The sequence below is a fragment of the Vibrio sp. Y51_MX_L26 genome, from assembly GCF_024181935.1.
GTDB lineage: Bacteria > Pseudomonadota > Gammaproteobacteria > Enterobacterales > Vibrionaceae > Vibrio > Vibrio diabolicus.
Genome location: NZ_JAMZAS010000006.1, coordinates 77,646 through 97,254, shown reverse-complemented (window position 1 = coordinate 97,254; position 19,609 = coordinate 77,646). Strand labels below are relative to the sequence as shown.

Below are 19,609 nucleotides of genomic sequence, written 5' to 3'. Positions count from 1 at the left end.
TACAAGGCCAACAATCACGAATAAAATCATAATCGCCTTTTCATCTTCTTCCATTTGATAGATATCCTAGCAAGCCATTTCACTCAACACGTCTTAGGTTATCAGGACAAAAATCATATTCAGCACGTTTATACGATCCTAGCCTCATACAATACCGGATATGAGATACAGCTCAAACATTAAACACTTTAAAACCGCATCAACTTTGGTTGAATATATGCGGTGAGCGCAAACAGAAGTAAAGCTCTGCACACTATTGATAAAACTCTACAACTCTCCGTAGGCTCTAGGGCGAAATTCCTAGGTAGAGAGACGAAAATGGAGAGAAAAATTTGTGATTACTTACATCAGAAAATCAGCTATAACAGCGGTTTTCTTAATATCGTCGAGTTGAAGAAATGAATGATTGGATCCATCTAGATCAAGTGAGCCAGTATTTCACCGCTGGCTCTCTCGGGTACAAAGTCTTAATGGGCATTATTGTCCTGATTGCTTATCGCATTCTGAAGAGAATCGTCAATCGAGCCATTTTAAACTTAGCGACCTCAAAAGGTGTAAAAAAGGCCCGCCTGAGTTTTATTCAGCGTTGTTTTAACGTCGTGCTTTTATTTTTAACCGCGTCTGTTTTTGCCATTATCACCGGGATTGGCTATGGCGATGTGTCATTGTTCCTATCGTCCATTTTCGCCGTATTGGGTGTGGCGTTTATTGCGCAATGGTCAATTCTGAGCAACATCACTGCCAGCTTTTTGATCTTTTTTGTCTTCCCATACCGAGTGGGCGATCGCATTAAAGTCGTAGACAAAGACGAAGACATCAGCGGCGAGATTCAAGAAATCAGTATGTTTCACGTGTTAATTAAGCACGATAACGGTAACTTGATCACTTACCCAAACAACCAGATTTTGCAAAAAGCAGTGCTAAAGCTGGCGAAAAACAAGCCAGAGCCAAGTAAAGCAAAATCTCGGATTTATACTCGCAGAAAGAAATAACCCACTAAAAAGCCGATGTATCTACATCGGCTTTTTAATATCACTTGGTAGTCACAAATAACCCAAAGTTAATGGAGAACAACAGTGAAGAGACAAAACGTATAAGCTGAAGGTCACCACTGTATTCTTTCATGATAAACACATGACACATCGCCGAAACCAAAAGCGCCACTTTAACCAAAGGAAGCTTCTTATTTACGAACCTTAAATAAATACAAAAAATAGAGATGGTGCAAGCAAAGAAAAAATCGTCACTAGTTCCATCTTCCTTAAAATACAAGGACATGGTTTTAGTTAAGCTTATATTTTTAGCTTCATTATGAGCCACCCACTAATATTTAGCGAGATAAGGGCAGAAAAGAGGTAAAAAACAAGACTGACCGAAACAAAAAGTAGTGCATGCACTTTTTCTTCTAAGCTCTCTGGATGAACATTCATATCCACATCAAACACCCCCCGCTATAAAGTGTGCAAATACCGTGGAAGAGGCTGTAGAAAGGCCTCCTACCATAATGATAATAATCCCTCGCCTTAAGAAACGATGAAATGTACTTTTCCCGCCTTGGATCAGGTCTGAGTTTACATATTTTAATCTATTTTTCCGCCTATTAATCATCACTAGTATCGGTACCTTTATCATTGTTTCCAAGAGAGTTTTCTACATTTTTAAGATCTTCCTTTAACGCTTTTATACACGATATTCATCGTCGTTGCATTCACTGTAGTTATGCCGTCGGCTTACCCTATAAGAAAGCTCTTTAGATACCAATTCGTACTTTATCTATCTCAAATCTCTTCTTGACCTCAACTTAGCTTGAGGTTTTAGCCTTAGTCGCACGATTAAAAATCAACAATGAAAAAAGGAACCATTGTGTCCAAAATTGCGATTATTTATTTCTCTAAAACCGACGTTACTGGTCAGCTTGCTCGCGCGATTGCCGCAGGCGTTGAACAACAAGGCATTAAGCAGCAAGATGACTGTGAAATCCTCTCTCACCGAATTGAAGGCAGTGAGATTATTGAGGGACGTTTTGTGAACCCTAAACTAATGGATGAACTTGCTGAGTGTGATGCGATTATCTTTGGCTCACCGACCTATATGGGCGGTGTAGCAGCGCAGTTTAAAGCATTTGCAGATGCAAGCAGTGAATCTTGGTATTACCAAAAATGGGCGAGCAAAATCGCGGCTGGCTTTACCAGTGGTGGGGCAATGAATGGCGACCAATCTTGCACATTACAATATCTACAAACGCTCGCTAACCAACACGGCATGATGTGGGTCGGGTTGGATAAGATCAGCAATTCTGGGGAGCAAAACCTGAATCGTTATGGTGTACAAGGTGGTATTGTTGCACAAGGTGGTGAAGGTGGTCAGTTGCATGCTTCTGATGTTGCAACGGCGGAGTATCTTGGCAAACGAGTCGCAATGCTAGTGGACAAGCTCTCCGCTCGCTAACAATAAAAAGAAGCCCCGTAAGACACATCTTCGGGGCTTCGTATTTATCGCTTGTTTTGAGCGCTACTTCTTGATGTAGAGATCTTTCGAGTAGATGCGCCCTTCTACGTTGTTCTTTGCAAAGCCACCCACGGTTGGGCGAACCAAACGCGCTTGCATGTAATAATAGATTGGCGCAATGGGCATATCTGCCGCCAGCAACCGTTCAGCTTGGTCGTAAAATCCTTGGCGCGCTTTCTCATCGGTTGCAGCCAATGCACTGTTCATCGCGTTGTCGTACGCTGCATTGCTGTAACGTGCAAAGTTACCCGAAGAACCTGAGCGAAGTAAGCTCAGGAAAGTAGACGCTTCATTGTAATCACCGCACCAGGAAGCGCGCATCACATCGAAATTGCCTTGTTTACGCGCCACTAAGTACGACTTCCACTCTTGGTTTTCTAACTCCACGTTTGCACCGAGATTTTTTTGTAGCATCGACGCTATCGCAACCGCGATCGATTTGTTTGCCTCACTGGTGTTGTACAGCAATTTAAAATCGAGCGGCTTGTCTTGGCTGTAACCCGCTTCTTTTAACAACTGACGCGCTTTCTCGTCACGTTGTTGCTGACTCCACTTACTATACTCAGGGGGCGTTGCATCAAACCCTGCGGTGTACTGATGCGCAAAAGTATAAGCAGGAAGGTTGCCCACTTGCGTGACACCATTCGTAATCACATCGCGCATGATGGAGTACGACACCGCTTGACGCACTCGCGCATCATCAAATGGCGGACGAGTGGTATTGAACGCGTAGTAATACGTGCACAGTAATGGCACCACCGTGTAAGCCTGCTTGTAATCTTGTTGAAGCTTCTGTGCCATATGAGTCGGCACATCTGACGTAATATCCAGCTCTCCTGCCTCATAGCGATTGATCGAAGCGTTTTGGTTTTCAAACGGAATGTAAGTCACTCTGTTTAGATACGTATCTGCGCTGTCCCAGTAACTTGGACTCTTAACCAGTTCAATGCGCTCATTCACGACCCACTTATCCAATGTGAATGCACCGTTACTAACAAATTGGTCTGGATCGCTCCACGGCTTGTCGCGGTTTTCCACTGTCGCTTGATGCACTGGCATCATGGACGTGTGCCCAGTCATGGCAACAAAGTACGGAACTTGACTGTCCAACTCAAAACGTAGGGTGTATTTATCCACCGCCTTGATACCGAGCTCGTCCAAAGGCTTTTTGCCCTCTGCTACATCGGCGATGTTTTTGATCTTGGTGAGTTTGAGATACCAAACATTTGGAGAAGCGGTTTTCGGATCTACCGCTCGGCGCAGTGAATAGACAAAATCCTCCGCCGTCACAGGCTCGCCATTCGACCATTTCGCGTCTTTGCGCAAGTGAAAAGTAAAGGTTTGGTTGTCGTTGGTTTCCCATGATTCTGCCACACCGGGAATGATGTTTCCGTCACGATCTTGAATCACAAGCCCTTCAAATAAGTCACGAATCACATGCATTTCTGGCAGACCTTCGGCTTTTGCCGGATCAAGCGTCGCCGCCTCTGCGTCATTCGCACGTACCAAATGTTGCTCTGCGGCGAGTTGAACGCCGTTAGGTAAGGTCTCCGCAACGACAGATGCAGAAAGAAAAGGGGTGAATAAAGAGGACATCAGCAACGCCGTTGAATGTTTTTTAAAATCCATATCGTTTTTCGTTCTCCTAACGCGTCTTGTGAAGCAAGCGCCACAATTAACATTTCAACCGTTGACGAGTTTAAACGGTTCGGTTTAGCTAGGTTTAATTAGCTTAGATATTGATACTACTTCATCAATCAGGAGATTACGGTGAGTCTAATTCCAAGAACGGAAAGAGCGGCATTTTTAATTCGGCCAACATCATACGGTCAATCCGTGCTTGGTGCGCCATTACTGTATTTTCCGGCTCAAGTCGAAATTGCTTCGCGAGGTTTGATTTTGGCAGGCACTCACGGGGATGAGACGGCCTCGATTGCAGGTTTGTCCTGCGCGTTAAGAAGCTTACCTGCTGAAAACTTACGACATGATGTGATTCTGTCAATGAATCCTGACGGCAACCAGCTAGGCACACGTGCAAATGCAAACCAAGTGGATCTCAATCGCGCGTTTCCAACCCAAAATTGGACTGAGCATGGCACAGTATATCGATGGAGCTCTCACACACCCGTTCGAGACGTACAGGTGAAAACTGGCACTAAAAACCAACTAGAGCCTGAAGTTAGCGCATTAATTAACTTGATTGAACTGCGCAAGCCAAAGTTTGTGGTGTCGTTTCATGAACCGCTTGCTTTTGTGGATGATCCCAAACATTCCGACCTTGCCAAATGGCTCGGCGAGCAGTTCCAACTGCCAATCGTTGACGATGTCGACTACGAAACACCCGGCTCATTCGGCACTTGGTGTAGTGAACGTGATTTACCTTGCATCACGTTGGAATTGCCCGCGATTTCTGCCGATCTCACCATTGAAAAACATCTCTCTGCTTTTATTGCTTTGCTGAGGCACGATCCGGATCTCTAGTCCGCTGTTAAACAAGCGATCATGTGAGGATCTGCTTGATGTCAGTACTGATATCGCTGATCAACTGACGGGCACTGTCGTCTCTTTGCTGAACCAAGATGATAAACAGCAAATCGGTGATCACGTTTTGCGCGGTGCGCGAAGCAATGGATGAGCTGCGATGTTCCGTTTCATTGGCGATGGTATCAAACGTAATATCGGCAATACCGCGCAAGCGACTTCTCCCAGGCGCAGATAACGCAATCACCTTCGCGCCCTGCTCTTTTGCCGCTTCTGCCGCGACGAGAATTTCTTTGCGCTCACCCGAAAACGAGATTGCGATCTGAACATCTTCTGGAGAGAGCGTGCGGGCAACAGCAATCTGCACGTGGCTGTCTTGTTCAGAAAGCGCCGTAATACCAAGTTTAAGCAGTTTAAAGCTTAAATCCTTCGCGGTCAGGGCGGATCCCCCAATCCCGACCACTTGCACTCGACGCGCTTCACTCAACCATTTCACCGCTTGGTGACACGCTTCATAAGACAGCGCATTGGTGGTTTGAAACATAGCATCTGTTTTTGCTTTCACCAGCTTCTGTGAAATAACCGCGATGGGATCGTCTGCCAAAATATCACTGTGCAGCGGTGTCGACTGCATCGCATGCTTACGGCCAATCTCTTCATTCAGAGCTAACTTAAACTCGCTGTAGCCTTTAAAGCCGATACGCTGAGTAAATTTCACAATGCTCGATTGACTCACTTTTACTTGCGCCGCAAGTTCTTGGCTAGTGAGCAGCGCGGCCTTTTCTGCGTTTTCAACAATCCAATCGCCGACCAAACGACCACTTTGCGAAAGCTGAGTACGCCTCGCGACTATCTTATTGACAACTGACACAACAAAAACCTCAAAAAATTTAAATAAATTATTCCAAAACAAAAATAATTGGAGTTTGATTTAACTCCATGATTATTCTAACCAAGCCAGTTTATAGCGGATGTAATAGACATATATTTTCTCTCATTATTCCAAATTTCTCCTGCATAAAGAATAACCTCAAGTGTGATTTTTATCACCAAAACAGAATATTTTATTCCATAGAATCGCCCTCAGATTGAACATTACGAAGAGTGTAAAACATGAAAATTGATTTAAGCCGATTGGTGACAGAAAGCCGTAATCCAGCCAGTGCAGAGATTGATACGCTTTCGACCATCGAGATGCTGCAAGTCATTAATGAAGAGGATCAAAAAGTCGCGCTCGCGGTCAAAGCGGTACTACCACAAATTGCAAAGACGGTTGATGCAATTACTCAAGCGTTCGCCAATGGTGGCCGTTTGGTTTACATGGGAGCTGGCACATCAGGCCGCTTAGGAATTCTTGATGCGAGCGAGTGTCCTCCTACCTACGGCACGCATCCAGACATGGTGATTGGCTTAATTGCTGGTGGACACCAAGCGATTTTGAAAGCGGTAGAAAACGCCGAAGACGACGCGCAAATGGGTCAAGACGACTTAAAAGCGCTTCACCTCACCAGCCATGACGTGGTTGTAGGCATTGCAGCGAGTGGCCGTACACCCTATGTACTAGGTGGTTTGGAGTACGCTAAATCCATCGGAGCTACGACCGCATCTATCGCTTGTAATCCAGAATGTACCATGGCAGAAGCGGCCGACATCGCGATTCTGCCGATTGTTGGCGCAGAGGTCGTTACTGGATCTTCTCGCATGAAAGCCGGCACCGCACAAAAACTGGTGTTAAACATGCTCACGACAGGCGCAATGATTCGTAGCGGTAAGGTATTTGGTAACTTAATGGTGGATGTAGAGGCCACCAACGCCAAGCTCATCCAACGCCAAACCAACATTGTTGTAGAAGCAACTGGCGCATCAAAAGAAGAAGCAGAGCGAGCATTAAATTCCTGCGATCGCCACTGTAAAACCGCCATCTTAATGATTTTGACCAATTTGGATGCCGAACAAGCCAAATCACGCCTCGCCGCGCACAACGGTTTTATTCGCGCAGCACTAAATAATAACTAAATAATCCGAGTCCTGAAGGATAGACCCTATGGCAAAAATAACTTCAAACACAGTATCGCAGTTGCTGTCCGCAGTGGGTGGCAGCAGCAACGTAAGCAAATGTGGTAACTGTATGACGCGTTTGCGTTTATCGCTCGCCAACAATGGCTTGGCTGATCAGTCAGTTATCAAGCAAATTCCCGGCGTAATGGGTGTGGTGGAAAGCGATGAGCAATTTCAGATCATTCTCGGTCCCGGAAAAGCTCAACAAGCGGCAGAGATGATGAATCAATTGATCGACAGCTTAACTTCTGGTTACAGTGAAGAACCAGATATGCCGCAACAAGATCTTTCTGCCGTCGCGGCCGAGCAGAAAAAACAGATGAAGAGTAAGCAAACCAGTGCGGTTCAGCGTTTTTTAAGCAAGTTTGCCACCATCTTTACGCCGTTGATCCCTGGCTTTATTGCCGCTGGTTTGTTGCTAGGTTTTGCGACGTTATTGGAACAGATGTTTGTTCTCGACCAGACACCAAGCCAGTTTATGTTGGATTTGATTGCCTACATGAAAGTCTTTGGTAAGGGTCTGTTTGCTTTCCTAAGTATTCTGATTGGTTACAACGCGCAGCAAGCGTTTGGCGGCTCTGGTGTTAATGGTGCCATTCTCGCCTCTTTGTTTGTGCTGGGTTACAACCCTGAGGCGACATCCGGCATTTACTCTGGCATGAACGAGTTTTTCGGCTTTGCGATTGATCCGCGCGGCAACATTATCGGCGTACTTTTGGCGGCGATCATCGGTGCGCAAGTCGAGCGTAAGGTTCGTCAATACATGCCAGATGATCTGGATATGATCTTAACGTCCGTTATCACTCTATTGATCATGGGTGCGGTAACCTTCTTGATCATCATGCCGATCGGCGGCGAGTTATTTAAAGGGATGTCTTGGTTGTTCCTCAACTTAAACGATAACCCATTAGGCGCTGCAATCTTGGCAGGTTTGTTCTTAATTTCTGTGGTATTTGGCATCCACCAAGGTTTTGTTCCAGTGTACTTCGCATTGATGGAAGCACAGGGTTTTAACTCGCTGTTTCCTATCCTGGCGATGGCTGGTGGCGGTCAGGTTGGCGCGTCAATGGCGCTGTATTTCAAAGCCAAAAAAGACGCTCTACTGCGCACTCAAGTTAAAGGCGCTATTATTCCGGGCCTTCTAGGCATTGGCGAACCATTGATTTACGGCGTGACATTACCACGCGTAAAACCATTCGTTACCGCTTGTATTGGTGGCGCTGCGGGTGGCTTCTTTATCGGCTTAGTTTCTTACCTTGGCTTACCAGTTGGTCTTAATACGGTGTTTGGCCCGTCCGGTATCGTGGCGATTCCTCTCATGACATCAGAAAATGGCATCTTCCCGGGCATGATGGTGTTTGTTGCTGGCCTGCTTATCTCTTACATCGTCGGTTTCCTCGCGACTTACTTCTTTGGCTGCAAAGACGTCGATTTAAGCTAAATCATTCTTCCCCTATAGGAATGGACTAGCTCGCGCCCTTGGCAAACAAGGGCGCACCCTCTCTCTACTTCACGACAATTTTTCTTATTCCGTTACTCGGAAGGGGCTTTGTCGTACCTAAAACAATAGAAATGAAAGGTCGTTAATCATGAAAAAGCACATTTTGACTCTACTTCTCCCAACATTGATGGCATCAAACGCAATGGCAGCGCAGCTGTATCAAGCGGAAGATGGGTCAGTTTTAAATATTTACTCTCGTCTTGGTTTCAATGTCACCAGTAAAAATGATGAGCACGGCGATGCAAATGGCGAGTTTGATGGCCGTATTGGTTTAAACGGTTCACAAACCATCAACGAGTACGCGTCGATCATCGGCCAAGCGCAATACCAAGTGGGTGCCGCTGAATACGCAAACCAAGTAAACGACAAACCGTCTCTGACTGCACGTTATGTATGGGCGGGTATTGATGCGAAAGATTATGGTCGCATTACTGGTGGTCGCGTGGCATCTGGATTGATTATGTTTACCGACATTGGTGATGTGTTCGCCTCTTCCGATGTTTCTATGGCGCGCCAAGCGAATAAAGTCGACAAAACCGCGACGCAAGTTTTCCGTCAAGATGGCACGCTGCAATACCAAAACAGCCTAGGTAATTTCGATTTTTCTGTCGCGTACATTTTAGGAAACAACACTTCTGAACTCGACTACGGTTACAACACTGCACTGCGTTATACGCTAGATATGGGGAATTTGGGTACCTTGGCACCAGTGGTGGCGATGCAGAAAAATAAAGGTGATGCACGTGAAAGCAACGACACCGATTACACATTCTGGGGCGCAGGTACGCGTTACTACCTAGGTGATTTGATGTTGGGTGCGTTGTACTCGGAAGATGAACTAGAGGGCTATTACTCACAAACCAGTACCGACAAAGTGATGGAACTGACGGCGGTTTACAGTGTAAATGACAAATGGGCACTGCGTGCTGGTTATCGTTCTTTAGAAAACAGTGATGGTGACGAGCTAGAGCTGAAAGATACAACGCTAGAAGTGCAATACAAACTGACGCCTCGTTCTTCTATCTACACAAACTACGTTGATCGTAACGGCTCGCGTGGCTACAGCAATGGACAAGAAGTCTCGTTTGGCGGTGCGCACGCAGACGAAAGCTACTACCACTTAGGTCTGCGTTACGAGCTGTAAGCACGATATTTAATGTAAGTTAGCTGAATCCATGAGCTTCTTCTATGTCCGGTCAGTAGTTATTGCCTTTAATGCTGATTTGAAGAAGCTCACCCTCGCAATATGTTTTCTTCGTTACCTGTTTTGACCAACACGCCTGCATCAGGAAAGCTGGTGACAGTAGCTAACAATTTTCCATCTACAAAGTGCAATGCCGCATAATCGTGAATGCCATAACAAGTGATGCTCGGTTGAGAACGAGCAAAGGCTTGGAAAACCTCAAACTTCTCACCGACATGGGAAAAATGCGCCGCAGCCAAACCGTCAATTAATCCAAGACAACGCATAACTTGGTATGCTTCGGGATCACTGTCTGTCACCGCAAACTCAAACCAACAAATTGCACCAGCGCTCATGCCACAAATGATGATGCCTTGTTCATAGCACTGCTTGAGTATTCTATCGATTCCCCATTCGCGCCAAATGGCCAACATCGAACGCGTATTACCGCCACCGACGTAAATGATGTCTTGTTCAAATAGCGTTTCTTTCCAACCAGCATCAAACTTAAACAGCGGAAAATGGGTTGCGTTCTCACTAAGCTTCGCATCGTAAAAACGTTCAATCACTTCATCGGCGTCTCCCGTGGCTGTCGGTAGAAAACAAATGTTTGGATTCTCCTTACCAGACAAAGACAAAATGTATTGATCGAGCGGACTCGGATTCTCTCCCATCATCCAGCCACCACCACCAATCGCAATACAGTGTTTTCGCATTCCTTTGCTTCCTCAATAGTTGCTAAGTTTGTTGTCGCTATTCGCCGACAGAATATATGTTCCTAAAGTGATCAATGAACGCTCGCGTTCTTCTTGGTAAGTGCTCACGTTTTGGGTAAAGCAGATAAAGCGGCAAAATCGCATCCGTTTGCCATTCTGGCAGCAAACTCACGAGTTGTTCTTTTTGTGCAGGTTCGAGTTCGGCCAGTGCAAATTCATCTAACATGGCTACACCACAGCCAGCCAAAGTAGCATCCAACATGGACTGGACAAGATTAAAACTCAGCGTACTTTCTAACCCAATACTGCACTGCTGCTGAGTTTGTTTATGCGTAAACGTCCATTTATCTAACACCAAGTCGCGGCTTTTATAAAGGATGTGCTCCAAGTCGCCAAGCTCCTCTGGCGTGCTTATATTTGGTTTATTAGCTAAATACGAGCGATGAGCGATCGGTTTACAGTGTAAAGTGCATAGCTGATGGCCGACGTATCCCTCTGGAGGAGTCTCGGTAAAGTAGAATGCGATATCAAACCCAGCTTCAATCAAGTCGAGAGGTGTCTCTGTAAAGATCACTTCGACGCTCACTTGTGGATGCTGCAATCGAAACTCGATCAATGTTTGGCTGAGTAACGCGGCTCCGAAAGAAGCAGACGCCGCTATTCTCAATTTTCCCGATACGATCTCGTTTGCCATGACTTGCTCATTGATCTGCTCAGCGCCTTCAAGCAGTTTCTTTACCTGCTGATAAAACCGCAAACCATCGTAGGTCAAATTAAACTGGCGCGTAGTTCGCTGAATAAGCTGCACCGACAATATGTCTTCAAGCTGTTTAAGTTGCCGACTTACATGCGCATTCGAACAATTCAGGCGCTTTGCCGCGCCAGCAATACTTCGCTCTTCGCACAAAGCGACGTAAAGTGGTACGTAACTGAGCCATTTTATTTCCATACAGTAATTCTGAATCTCTAAAATCAAACTACTGGAAATAATAGAAAGCATCTAAACTCTGTACAACCTAAATTTGAAAGGATGAGTTATGAGTGTTTTCGACACGTGGTTAAAAGGTCAAGTCATTAAAGATCACATCACAAATCCCAATATCATCGTTGGCGATTACAGCTATTACTCGGGCTTCTATCATCAAAAAAGCTTCGAAGAGCAAGCGGTACGCTACTTGTTGGGTGACCCCGTCACACTTCAAGAATGGCAAAGTAGAGAACCCGATAGCATCGACAAATTAATCATCGGCAAGTTTTGTTCCATCGCTTCTGGAGCCACCTTCATGATGGCAGGAAATCAAGGTCATCGCATTGACTGGATTTCGACATTCCCCTTCTCTCCTGAAGAATTTGGAGAAGGCGTGCAAGACGGCTTCGAGCGTGCCGGAGACACGGTGGTGGGGAACGATGTTTGGATTGGAAGCGAGGCGATGATCATGCCCGGAGTAAACATCGGCGATGGAGCCGTCATCGGAGCACGCGCCGTAGTGACGAAAGACGTGCAACCTTATTCGGTGGTGGTTGGAAACAACCAAGTCGTACGTCAACGATTCGGCGATAAAGAGATTGAAACTCTACTCAATATCCAATGGTGGAACTGGCCAATAGAACACATTAAACAAGCAATGAAAGTAATGTGTAGCAGCCAAGTCGGTGCGCTTGCGGACTACTATCAAGAGCACATTGTCGATTTGTAGATAAACAAAAGCCCACACATCTTGTTGCGACATGTGGGCTCAGTGAGTAAGAAAGCTTAAACCGCAGCGACGTCCTCTTCTTCCAAGTTCGCCGAGACTTTAATTTCGTATTGATTGAAACGGAACGAACAACCGCCATGAGTGCGCTTTGTCGTTACTTGTTCGTCGCCAAACTGCACTGTCACGCGAGTGAAGACACGCTCTTTGGCTTCGACAATATTTTCTTCTAACGCGACTTCAAAGTCATGTTCCGTTTGTTCTAGCTTTTGCTTTATCGCTTCAAGCTGCTCGTTGTTTTGTGTTTTCATCACATCAATCTGAGCTTGTTCTTCGTCGGTACGTTCGGCTTTAGGACGTTTCTTAAATTCGAGCTCTTTACGAATCACATCCATCGTTCCTTCTTGAGCGCGTTTATATTGATCTTTGAGCTCTGCTAATCGCTCCTTAAATGCAGAATAGCGCGCGAACGCTTCTACCTTAGTGGCGGTGTCGCCTTCTACGCCCAATTGTAAGCACACCACTTTGTCACCGACTTTTGCATCTCCGCCGCTGAGCGTGCCGTTCCTACCGTTCGCATCCAACACCGTCAGATTGCGCCCACAAACAATATCGTTATTCATGCTGTGCACCGCCAATTCAATATCTTCGCCGGCTTGCAAATCACAATATTGGGCGTAGCTGGCACGAATCGAACCTTTGGCTTTGACGTGACAACTTTTTGGCTGGCCATCACTCACGGTGTGGCCAATGATACCTTTACCAACTTGAATGTCGTCTTGCGCTTGTACGTCAGCCGATTCAATGAAGCCGCCTACAGTAATAGAGCCCGTCGCTTTAACAATCATTCCGGATTCAATGTTGCCACCGATAATCACATTCCCTTTGAATTTCACGTGGCCTGTATTCACGCCAACGCTATTGAGGCAGAGTGCGTTATCAACTTCAATGGTTTTGTCTTTAATCAGAGGCGTACCGGATACCGATGCAATCAATAGGTTTGGGTCGTGCTTGCTTATCTCGGTGCCCTTGCCTGGCTTCATTGGGCTGTCTTTTCCAGCTTGTGGAGGAATCACTCGTCCTTGAACAGTAAAACCAGGTGTGCCTTTGGTCGCAGGCGTGCGGCGCATCACCTCATCGCCTACATCAACCGCGATAGTTTCACCGAGGTTACGTAAATCAATTTTGTCGCTAGCAGATTGGCCGTCTTTGGGTTTGAGGATGCGTTTGGTGATGTCTTTAACGAGAGGAGTAAAAAGAGCGTCTTTGCCTTTGATAGGTTGCTTACCAACCGCTACAGGTTGAGAAAAAGTTTCGCCTGGTTTGAGCTGAGTGCTGACAACCAACACTTTCTTCAAAGCCAGTTTGTTGATGCCTTTCGAAACTCGCGCTTGAGCAAGGGCTTGAACAATCTCGGGGCCACGTAAACCTCGGCCTCCGTACGCGCCGACAACGTTCATACTGGCGAGCATGTCATTATTCGATAATTCAACCTCAACTTGCGCGTTGCGTTTTTCCGCAATGACGATGCCTTCGTAGGCCTCGGCTTTACGTTCTTTGGCGCAATTAATGAATCTCACGACTTCCCCCTCAACAACAAACATCTTTTCAGCGTTCATTGCGACGAGCTGCTCGTTTAATTCATTTTGATTTAGCTCACCACCGAGGTCCACTTCTCCCGGAAGACGGGCTATCACCTTGGTCTTATCTTCAGATAACTCAAGACACAGCTTCCACATACCCTTACCACTTTGCTTCCCATCAACACTTTCAGTCTACCCAAATCCGTTTTCTGAACAAACCTCGCATTTCTTATTATAAGGCTCACGTCACTAAAGAAAGTAATCCATCAATAACGGTTAAACAGATATTAAGAGAGCATTTCGATTTAACCTAAAGCTCAATCAAAATACACACTGAAATAAAAAGGAGCTGGATTTACAGTGTAAAATCAGCTCCTAATAATTTCATTTACAGTGTAAATCTCACCTTATTGTTTACAGTGTAAATCGTTCCAAATGTGCTTTACTTCGTCCCTTAGCTGCTGCTCAACTTGCTTTCTTCCAGGTAGCCCAAATTGCTGAGCACATTCAGTCCAACTACGGTTAAGAAAAAGCTTACTGATCATCAAGTCGGAAGCGGAGTTCAAACCTAAGTTAAGTAACCACTGCTGAAGCCAAGCAGACACGGACTCATAACTGTTACCACCATCAGCATAGCATTCAATTAGTAATAACTTAGCGGGATGAAGTGGACTCATTCCCAAAGGTTGCGGTAATAGAGCTCGAAAAATTGAGGCTTCTAATTTTGGATAGACGTCAGCCACATTGTTAGACAACATTTCTTCAAATAGCGCCTGAGATTCATCGACCCAAGCCGTCTGTTTGGAATCACAAGCTTTGACCATCAAGACTGAATAACAACCGCTAGCAGCATCTCGCATTGACCCTAAGCGAATTGCACGGAAGTTCGATTGTCGCCAGAAATAGACCAACTCTTCCGTCGCACCGAAACTCGTGGATAAGTAAGCAATGTGTTTAGCCGACATTTGATCAAGTTGCTGCAGCATTTTTTGACCGATGCCTCTTCCTTGCAATTCCGGATGAACAGCAATTCTCATGACTCGCAGCGTCGATAGATTCGCGACATTCGGAAATCCTAATTGGTTTGCAATCGTAACTGGGGCTAAGTGTCCTTTAGGACGACGCTTACCAAGCTGAATTTCTTCAACCAATTCAGCGTCAAGCCCCCCCTCTTCGACCGCTAATATTACCCCCACAACCGCATTATCTTGCTTAGCAAAATAGAGCTGACTGTTGCCGTCTTGCAAAAGGTGAATCAAATCATTCGGCGAGGTCTGATAATGAGCATTCACCAAAAGAGCAAAGCACTCGCGCAGCAAACTAGGCTGCGATATCAAATCGTCCTTATCGGCTTTAGAAAGGGAAATTGAGTCGACCTGGTTAAGTTGATGGTGCGTTAACTCCGCATCCAACAAAAACGCGTCATAGAGCCATGATTCGAGCGCATCATTCATGCTCCAGCGGATGGGCTGTGTCATGTGCCACGTTTTCATTCCCGAACGCTGTTTCTGAAGCCAATCAACAAATTTAATCGTAAAGCCCCGGCCACAACCTTCATAACCGTGAATAGTCGTAGAAAAAACGAGTCGATGATAATGTTCGGTAATGCTCTTGAGCATAGGAACTGGAATTGCAGCCGCTTCATCGACAAGTAACAAATCACATTCAGATCGGCTCGATAGAAGTTCGTCAGGAGCAATAAATTGAATGGCTCCCTGCCCTAATTCTAATCTGTCCTTCTTAATGCGCTGTGCGTTAGGGAGTAAACGTAAAGCATGTTGGTAAACAGGCTCAACGGCTTTTATAGATGGTGCCGTAATTAAGATTCTAAGTGGCTTCTGCTGTAATAAGTTCGCACACGCAATGCCGAGAGCACTTGTTTTTCCACGCCCACGATCAGCGGTCAAAATTAATGGTCGCTTTCGATGTCCTGTCACCACCTTTTCAATTAGAGAAATGGCATGTTCTTGTTCCGTGTAGTGGCTTTCTTTTTCTGCTTGCTTGATGTCTGGAGCCGTTGGCAATGGTTTGTCTTGCTCGATAACAACGAGCTTCTCCCATTGTTTGTGCATCCATTGCTGAGCAAAATTCGTAGGTTGTCGAGGCTCAGTAATGATAATAAGAAGACCACCGCCAACCAATGAGCCAAGCGCGGCGGTAAAGCTATTTGCGTCAAAGCCATTTCGAGCATCAAACAATAGAACGTCACACTCTCTGCCTAGCAACATGTGCCCTTGTTTAGGCGAAACACTGTATGCGTTTTCCAAACCAAAATCGCCGACACAAAACCAACGTTGATACATCTGTGTTTTATGGAACTCTGACACCAACGCATCTTGCCAAGAAGACTCGCCTTGAATGACGATGCCGAATCTTTGGAAAGATTGGTGAGCTTGTTGTTGAAGTGATGAAAGGAAATCAGATTGTGTCTGCATTTTGTCTATCCAACGTTGAACTGACGCAATGGTATCACATCTTTAATTTGACGCTTCTCAGATATAAAAAAACCGCCCGGAGGCGGTTGATTCTATCATCTTTTGTTATTGCAGCTTGTTTTGCACAAAGGCAAGAATCTCTTCCATCAAGCTATCGTCAACTTTCTTCAAGTTCAACGCCAGACTGCTACCTTTTCGGCTGTAGCTTGCTCGACCTTTTACTAAGTCGACTTTTTCAGTCTTCTTGCCAGGTTTTGCTGGTGCAAGCTCAGCAATCCAGTTTTCGATGCTTTCCGTGACTTCTTTTGTCAGACGAGCAACGCCTTGAGCTGTGCTTCGCTGCCATAAAAAGCCTTCGCTAGAGCGACACTTATCTAACAGCTCTTGCTGCTGCTCTGGCGTCAACGTTGAAAACTGTTTGTGCAGTTTCACGATAGTTGGACGACCAAGATCGCCGACATTGGGATACGCTTGAAGCAGTTCTAACGGTAATGCCGCCGCTTTTAAAGCGCCACTTACTAACGCTTCACTGCACTGGAACATTTTCGCCAATGCTTTCTGATCTTCAGCTTCACCACTATCTAGTTTAGCCTGCATCTCTTTACCTTTTTCGTACAAAGAGAGCGGCTTGTGAGCATTTGCCACATCAGACAAAAACTTTGCATGGTCAGTATTGATGTTGTCAGCAACATAAACCAAAAAATCTTGCTCCGCGAGGATACAAGACATGCGACGACGGCTACCATCTAAAACTTCAATCTTGCCATCTTTAGTTCTACGACCCACCGCTGGATATTGTTGGCCACGCTCTTTGAGTGTGACTAAAACATCAGATAAAGCATGTTCGTTTAAGAACGATTGCTCACGAGCGTTATCAACAAACACCGTTGTTTCTGTCGCGACTTTCTCTGCAGGAATACGAACAAGTTCAAACTGAACAATGTTTTCACCTGCGACAGCTAGCTCAATCGTTTGAGCTTTTTCTTTTGCCGCGGTTTGCGCCTCTTGTGGAGTCACAACACGACGTTTATTCGTTTTGCCAAATAATTTCGCGTTTAATTCAGACGTTTTCAAAGCCATTTACTTATTACCCCTGATTCAATGACGGCCAATTAGAATGCAGCACACGCTCTAATTCCAGTGCGCTTTTATGAACAGCATCTTGTGCGGTGGCTAGCGTCTTCTTACCGCCTTCAAAATCGCTTACTGTCAGATCAAATACTGTGCTGTAGGTATCGGCACAGGTTTCAAACGCACGGCTACGAGGGATAGTAGCCATCATAACTTGGTCACCTAGAAGATAGTTCATTTCAGTTAAAACAGAAACTTGCTTCTTATTGTCGTCCTCAAACATGGTTGGCATCAAGCGAACAAACTCAAGACCATTCCAGTCCTCCGGGAACATTTCATATACCGTAGGCAAATGCTGGAAGAAGTTTACTGTTGAAGCCCAGTCCAGACGCTTAGCCGCACAAGGGATTAACAACGCATTTGATGCATACATCGCATTCCATACTAGTGGGTCAACATGTGGGCCGGTATCAATCATGATGATATCGAAGTCATCAGCAATTTTATCAATCAGTTGCTCTTTTAGCAGACGAACGATATCGAGTGATGGATCTTCAGATAGCGTTTGCCATGCTTCAGCATTAAACATTGCGTCTTCTGGAAACGCTGAAATCGACTTTAAGTTCGGGTATTGCGTTGGCAGCAATACGTTTTTACGCAAAAATTCACTGTCAATTTCTACACCATCAGGCACGTTACCCAACATAATGTCTACAGCAGAATAGATATTGTCATGCTCTGCCATGCTGATTTGTGGGTTGAGGAATAAACGTAGCGAGCCTTGTGGGTCTAAGTCGATTAAACAAATACGGTAGCGTTTATCCAAATTTAGCGCTAAACATGCCGCTAAATGGACCGCTGTCATTGATTTACCTGTACCACCCTTCTGGTTCTGCACGTTAATAATCCAAGGTTTGTTACCTGAATTCTTCTTACGCTCATGAAATTTAGGCACTTCAGCCGCATCCATAAGCATATGTGCTTCTTCTAACGTAATTGAATAATGATTCGCGTTATTTTTAGTAAATTGATGGCCAGCCGCTTCCATCTTACCAATCGCGTCATCGAGCTTACGACGAGTTAAACCTGAACGGGTTTCCATCATCGCCTTAGACATTGGTGGGAAATAGTTATCGCTTCGCTCTTCTAAAACAATTTCAATACGGTCAGCTTGAACCTGCTGAGTCAGCTCCGCCAACTCAAGAAGGTTTTCAATCGTTTTTTCTCTTTTCATGCCAAATTCCGTTGGAAGGATTTATGCTTGCAATTGTACAGCAGTAAAGACCAAAAACAACAAAAAGGTGCACGAACATTTTGAATAACCATCACATAAAAAAACACTCAAATCGACGCTTTTATGATTTATGGTAAAAAACATAACTATTTTTAATTAAATAATCTTCGAATAAATGGACACCTTAAACTTAAAAATAAAAGTGTTACAGCGTCACCCATTTACAATGTAAATCAATTTTCTACCGGAACGATTATATTCTTAAGCTAAATTACGGATTATGTTAGGCCAACCTAATTTAAACAAAAAATAGAAAGCAATCTTTCAACATGAACGCTAATAACAACCTTGATCATGTATCCGAGCCAAAAAGGGCAGTTCAAGTGATGTTCCTATGGAAGTATGATCAAGGTATGCTTATGATCATGCTTCCATGATAAAACACAAATACGAAAGCATGATCATGGAAAAATAGAGTAGACGAGGGTGTAAACACGCGGATTAAATAAGATCCATCAATCGGAAATATGATCAAGCTATAGAATCTCTCGGAAGCATGAGTTTTTGTCTCTAATTTACGGTTGAATGCAGTCAGAATGGGGGATGGAGAAGAAATTAGTGGATAGAGAAGCCGGAACAATGAAATTGTTCAAGTTACTATGATAAATCTTACTCTCATGATCATGCTTCCTAAGAATAGTCCGAAACTAGGTTTTACTGCGGAATAAGAGCTACTTGGATGCATTTTCATCACATGAGTAATTTATCATCAATATTGTCTCCAGAACGATAGCTATCTCAGCTCTTGATCATCGATCCGAGTATCAATAACATCGACAATGCTCAATAAAATTCTCATTAAGATCATTATTAAACACAGCATCTGTGGATAACCTGTAAAAACATCATGATCATCGTTTCATGACTCTTTTGATCATCTTTTCATAAACTTAATGATCATGCTTACGAGCAAATGTGATCATGCTTTCAGGCTATTGTTGATCATAGTTTCAGAATTAACATGATCATAGTTCCGACATGCATGAAAATAATCACTTTATAGAACATGCACTTAGCGGCAAAACGATAGCCAGATCATTAGATCATATAATCAATTAAGATCAGATTAATCAAAAAGATCAGTT

General features: G+C 44.8%; 15 protein-coding genes. 7 read left to right on the top strand and 8 right to left on the bottom strand.

What is annotated here, in order from left to right; translation table 11 throughout:
* Window positions 1-398 precede the first annotated feature (398 nt).
* Window positions 399-992 (top strand): mechanosensitive ion channel family protein, encoded by a 594-nt coding sequence (locus tag NL645_RS14575; RefSeq protein ID WP_012842403.1) that lies wholly within the window; start codon window positions 399-401, stop codon window positions 990-992.
* An 871-nt stretch (window positions 993-1,863) separates the two neighbouring features.
* Window positions 1,864-2,448, top strand: a complete 585-nt coding sequence (locus tag NL645_RS14570; protein ID WP_048625492.1) for a flavodoxin family protein — start codon at window positions 1,864-1,866, stop codon at window positions 2,446-2,448.
* 63 nt (window positions 2,449-2,511) lie between these two features.
* Here NL645_RS14570 and NL645_RS14565 read toward each other — a convergent pair whose 3' ends face one another.
* Window positions 2,512-4,137, bottom strand: a complete 1,626-nt coding sequence (locus NL645_RS14565; RefSeq protein ID WP_253651908.1) for an ABC transporter substrate-binding protein — start codon at window positions 4,135-4,137, stop codon at window positions 2,512-2,514.
* A 141-nt stretch (window positions 4,138-4,278) separates the two neighbouring features.
* Here NL645_RS14565 and mpaA point away from each other — a divergent pair, with 141 nt between their 5' ends.
* Window positions 4,279-4,989: a murein tripeptide amidase MpaA gene (mpaA, locus tag NL645_RS14560; RefSeq protein WP_253651907.1), complete on the top strand. Its 711-nt coding sequence runs from the start codon at window positions 4,279-4,281 to the stop codon at window positions 4,987-4,989.
* Between the two features lie 19 nt (window positions 4,990-5,008).
* Here mpaA and NL645_RS14555 read toward each other — a convergent pair whose 3' ends face one another.
* A complete protein-coding gene (locus tag NL645_RS14555) occupies window positions 5,009-5,860 on the bottom strand; it encodes an SIS domain-containing protein (protein WP_005392114.1) in 852 nt (283 codons plus the stop codon).
* A 242-nt stretch (window positions 5,861-6,102) separates the two neighbouring features.
* On the opposite strand from NL645_RS14555, the gene murQ reads away from it, so the two are divergent.
* The 3 genes from murQ to NL645_RS14540 all read left to right on the top strand — a co-directional run bounded on the left by murQ (window position 6,103) and on the right by NL645_RS14540 (window position 9,692).
* Window positions 6,103-7,005: an N-acetylmuramic acid 6-phosphate etherase gene (gene murQ, locus NL645_RS14550; RefSeq protein ID WP_253651906.1), complete on the top strand. Its 903-nt coding sequence runs from the start codon at window positions 6,103-6,105 to the stop codon at window positions 7,003-7,005.
* Window positions 7,006-7,033: 28 nt separating this feature from the next.
* The gene (gene murP / locus NL645_RS14545; protein WP_025535440.1) at window positions 7,034-8,488 is read left to right on the top strand and encodes a PTS N-acetylmuramic acid transporter subunit IIBC; all 1,455 of its coding nucleotides are present in this window, start codon (window positions 7,034-7,036) and stop codon (window positions 8,486-8,488) included.
* A 148-nt stretch (window positions 8,489-8,636) separates the two neighbouring features.
* Window positions 8,637-9,692 (top strand): porin, encoded by a 1,056-nt coding sequence (locus NL645_RS14540; RefSeq protein WP_048625498.1) that lies wholly within the window; start codon window positions 8,637-8,639, stop codon window positions 9,690-9,692.
* An 89-nt stretch (window positions 9,693-9,781) separates the two neighbouring features.
* Here the strand turns inward: NL645_RS14540 and NL645_RS14535 are convergent, their stop codons facing one another.
* Together NL645_RS14535 and NL645_RS14530 are read right to left on the bottom strand one after the other, a co-directional pair.
* Complete coding sequence (locus NL645_RS14535; RefSeq protein ID WP_025526686.1) at window positions 9,782-10,447, bottom strand: peptidase E; 666 nt, start codon at window positions 10,445-10,447, stop codon at window positions 9,782-9,784.
* Window positions 10,448-10,484: 37 nt separating this feature from the next.
* Complete coding sequence (locus NL645_RS14530; RefSeq protein ID WP_253651905.1) at window positions 10,485-11,396, bottom strand: LysR family transcriptional regulator; 912 nt, start codon at window positions 11,394-11,396, stop codon at window positions 10,485-10,487.
* Window positions 11,397-11,484: 88 nt separating this feature from the next.
* Between NL645_RS14530 and catC the strand changes: the two genes are divergently transcribed.
* Window positions 11,485-12,144 carry a type C chloramphenicol O-acetyltransferase gene (gene catC / locus NL645_RS14525; protein WP_021450425.1) on the top strand — a complete coding sequence of 220 codons (660 nt, stop codon included), beginning with the start codon at window positions 11,485-11,487 and terminating at the stop codon, window positions 12,142-12,144.
* Between the two features lie 56 nt (window positions 12,145-12,200).
* Here catC and NL645_RS14520 read toward each other — a convergent pair whose 3' ends face one another.
* The 4 genes from NL645_RS14520 to NL645_RS14505 form a co-directional block, all read right to left on the bottom strand.
* Window positions 12,201-13,880 carry a DUF342 domain-containing protein gene (locus tag NL645_RS14520; RefSeq protein ID WP_025525470.1) on the bottom strand — a complete coding sequence of 560 codons (1,680 nt, stop codon included), beginning with the start codon at window positions 13,878-13,880 and terminating at the stop codon, window positions 12,201-12,203.
* Between the two features lie 251 nt (window positions 13,881-14,131).
* Entirely contained in the window at window positions 14,132-16,159 is a 2,028-nt protein-coding gene (locus tag NL645_RS14515) for a tRNA(Met) cytidine acetyltransferase TmcA (protein ID WP_253651904.1), read from the bottom strand.
* 105 nt (window positions 16,160-16,264) lie between these two features.
* Entirely contained in the window at window positions 16,265-17,239 is a 975-nt protein-coding gene (locus NL645_RS14510) for a ParB/RepB/Spo0J family partition protein (protein ID WP_006740903.1), read from the bottom strand.
* 7 nt (window positions 17,240-17,246) lie between these two features.
* Window positions 17,247-18,464 carry an AAA family ATPase gene (locus NL645_RS14505; RefSeq protein WP_005374503.1) on the bottom strand — a complete coding sequence of 406 codons (1,218 nt, stop codon included), beginning with the start codon at window positions 18,462-18,464 and terminating at the stop codon, window positions 17,247-17,249.
* Window positions 18,465-19,609: the final 1,145 nt, after the last annotated feature.

Bases quoted from the DNA above. Each gene is read 5' to 3' on its own strand.
- NL645_RS14540 (WP_048625498.1), top strand. From the start codon at position 8,637: ATGAAAAAGCACATTTTGACTCTACTTCTCCCAACATTGATGGCATCA.
- murQ (WP_253651906.1), top strand. From the start codon at position 6,103: ATGAAAATTGATTTAAGCCGATTGGTGACAGAAAGCCGTAATCCAGCC.
- NL645_RS14535 (WP_025526686.1), bottom strand. From the start codon at position 10,447: ATGCGAAAACACTGTATTGCGATTGGTGGTGGTGGCTGGATGATGGGA.
- NL645_RS14565 (WP_253651908.1), bottom strand. From the start codon at position 4,137: ATGGATTTTAAAAAACATTCAACGGCGTTGCTGATGTCCTCTTTATTC.
- NL645_RS14515 (WP_253651904.1), bottom strand. From the start codon at position 16,159: ATGCAGACACAATCTGATTTCCTTTCATCACTTCAACAACAAGCTCAC.
- NL645_RS14520 (WP_025525470.1), bottom strand. From the start codon at position 13,880: ATGTGGAAGCTGTGTCTTGAGTTATCTGAAGATAAGACCAAGGTGATA.
- NL645_RS14575 (WP_012842403.1), top strand. From the start codon at position 399: ATGAATGATTGGATCCATCTAGATCAAGTGAGCCAGTATTTCACCGCT.
- catC (WP_021450425.1), top strand. From the start codon at position 11,485: ATGAGTGTTTTCGACACGTGGTTAAAAGGTCAAGTCATTAAAGATCAC.
- NL645_RS14510 (WP_006740903.1), bottom strand. From the start codon at position 17,239: ATGGCTTTGAAAACGTCTGAATTAAACGCGAAATTATTTGGCAAAACG.
- NL645_RS14505 (WP_005374503.1), bottom strand. From the start codon at position 18,464: ATGAAAAGAGAAAAAACGATTGAAAACCTTCTTGAGTTGGCGGAGCTG.
- NL645_RS14530 (WP_253651905.1), bottom strand. From the start codon at position 11,396: ATGGAAATAAAATGGCTCAGTTACGTACCACTTTACGTCGCTTTGTGC.
- murP (WP_025535440.1), top strand. From the start codon at position 7,034: ATGGCAAAAATAACTTCAAACACAGTATCGCAGTTGCTGTCCGCAGTG.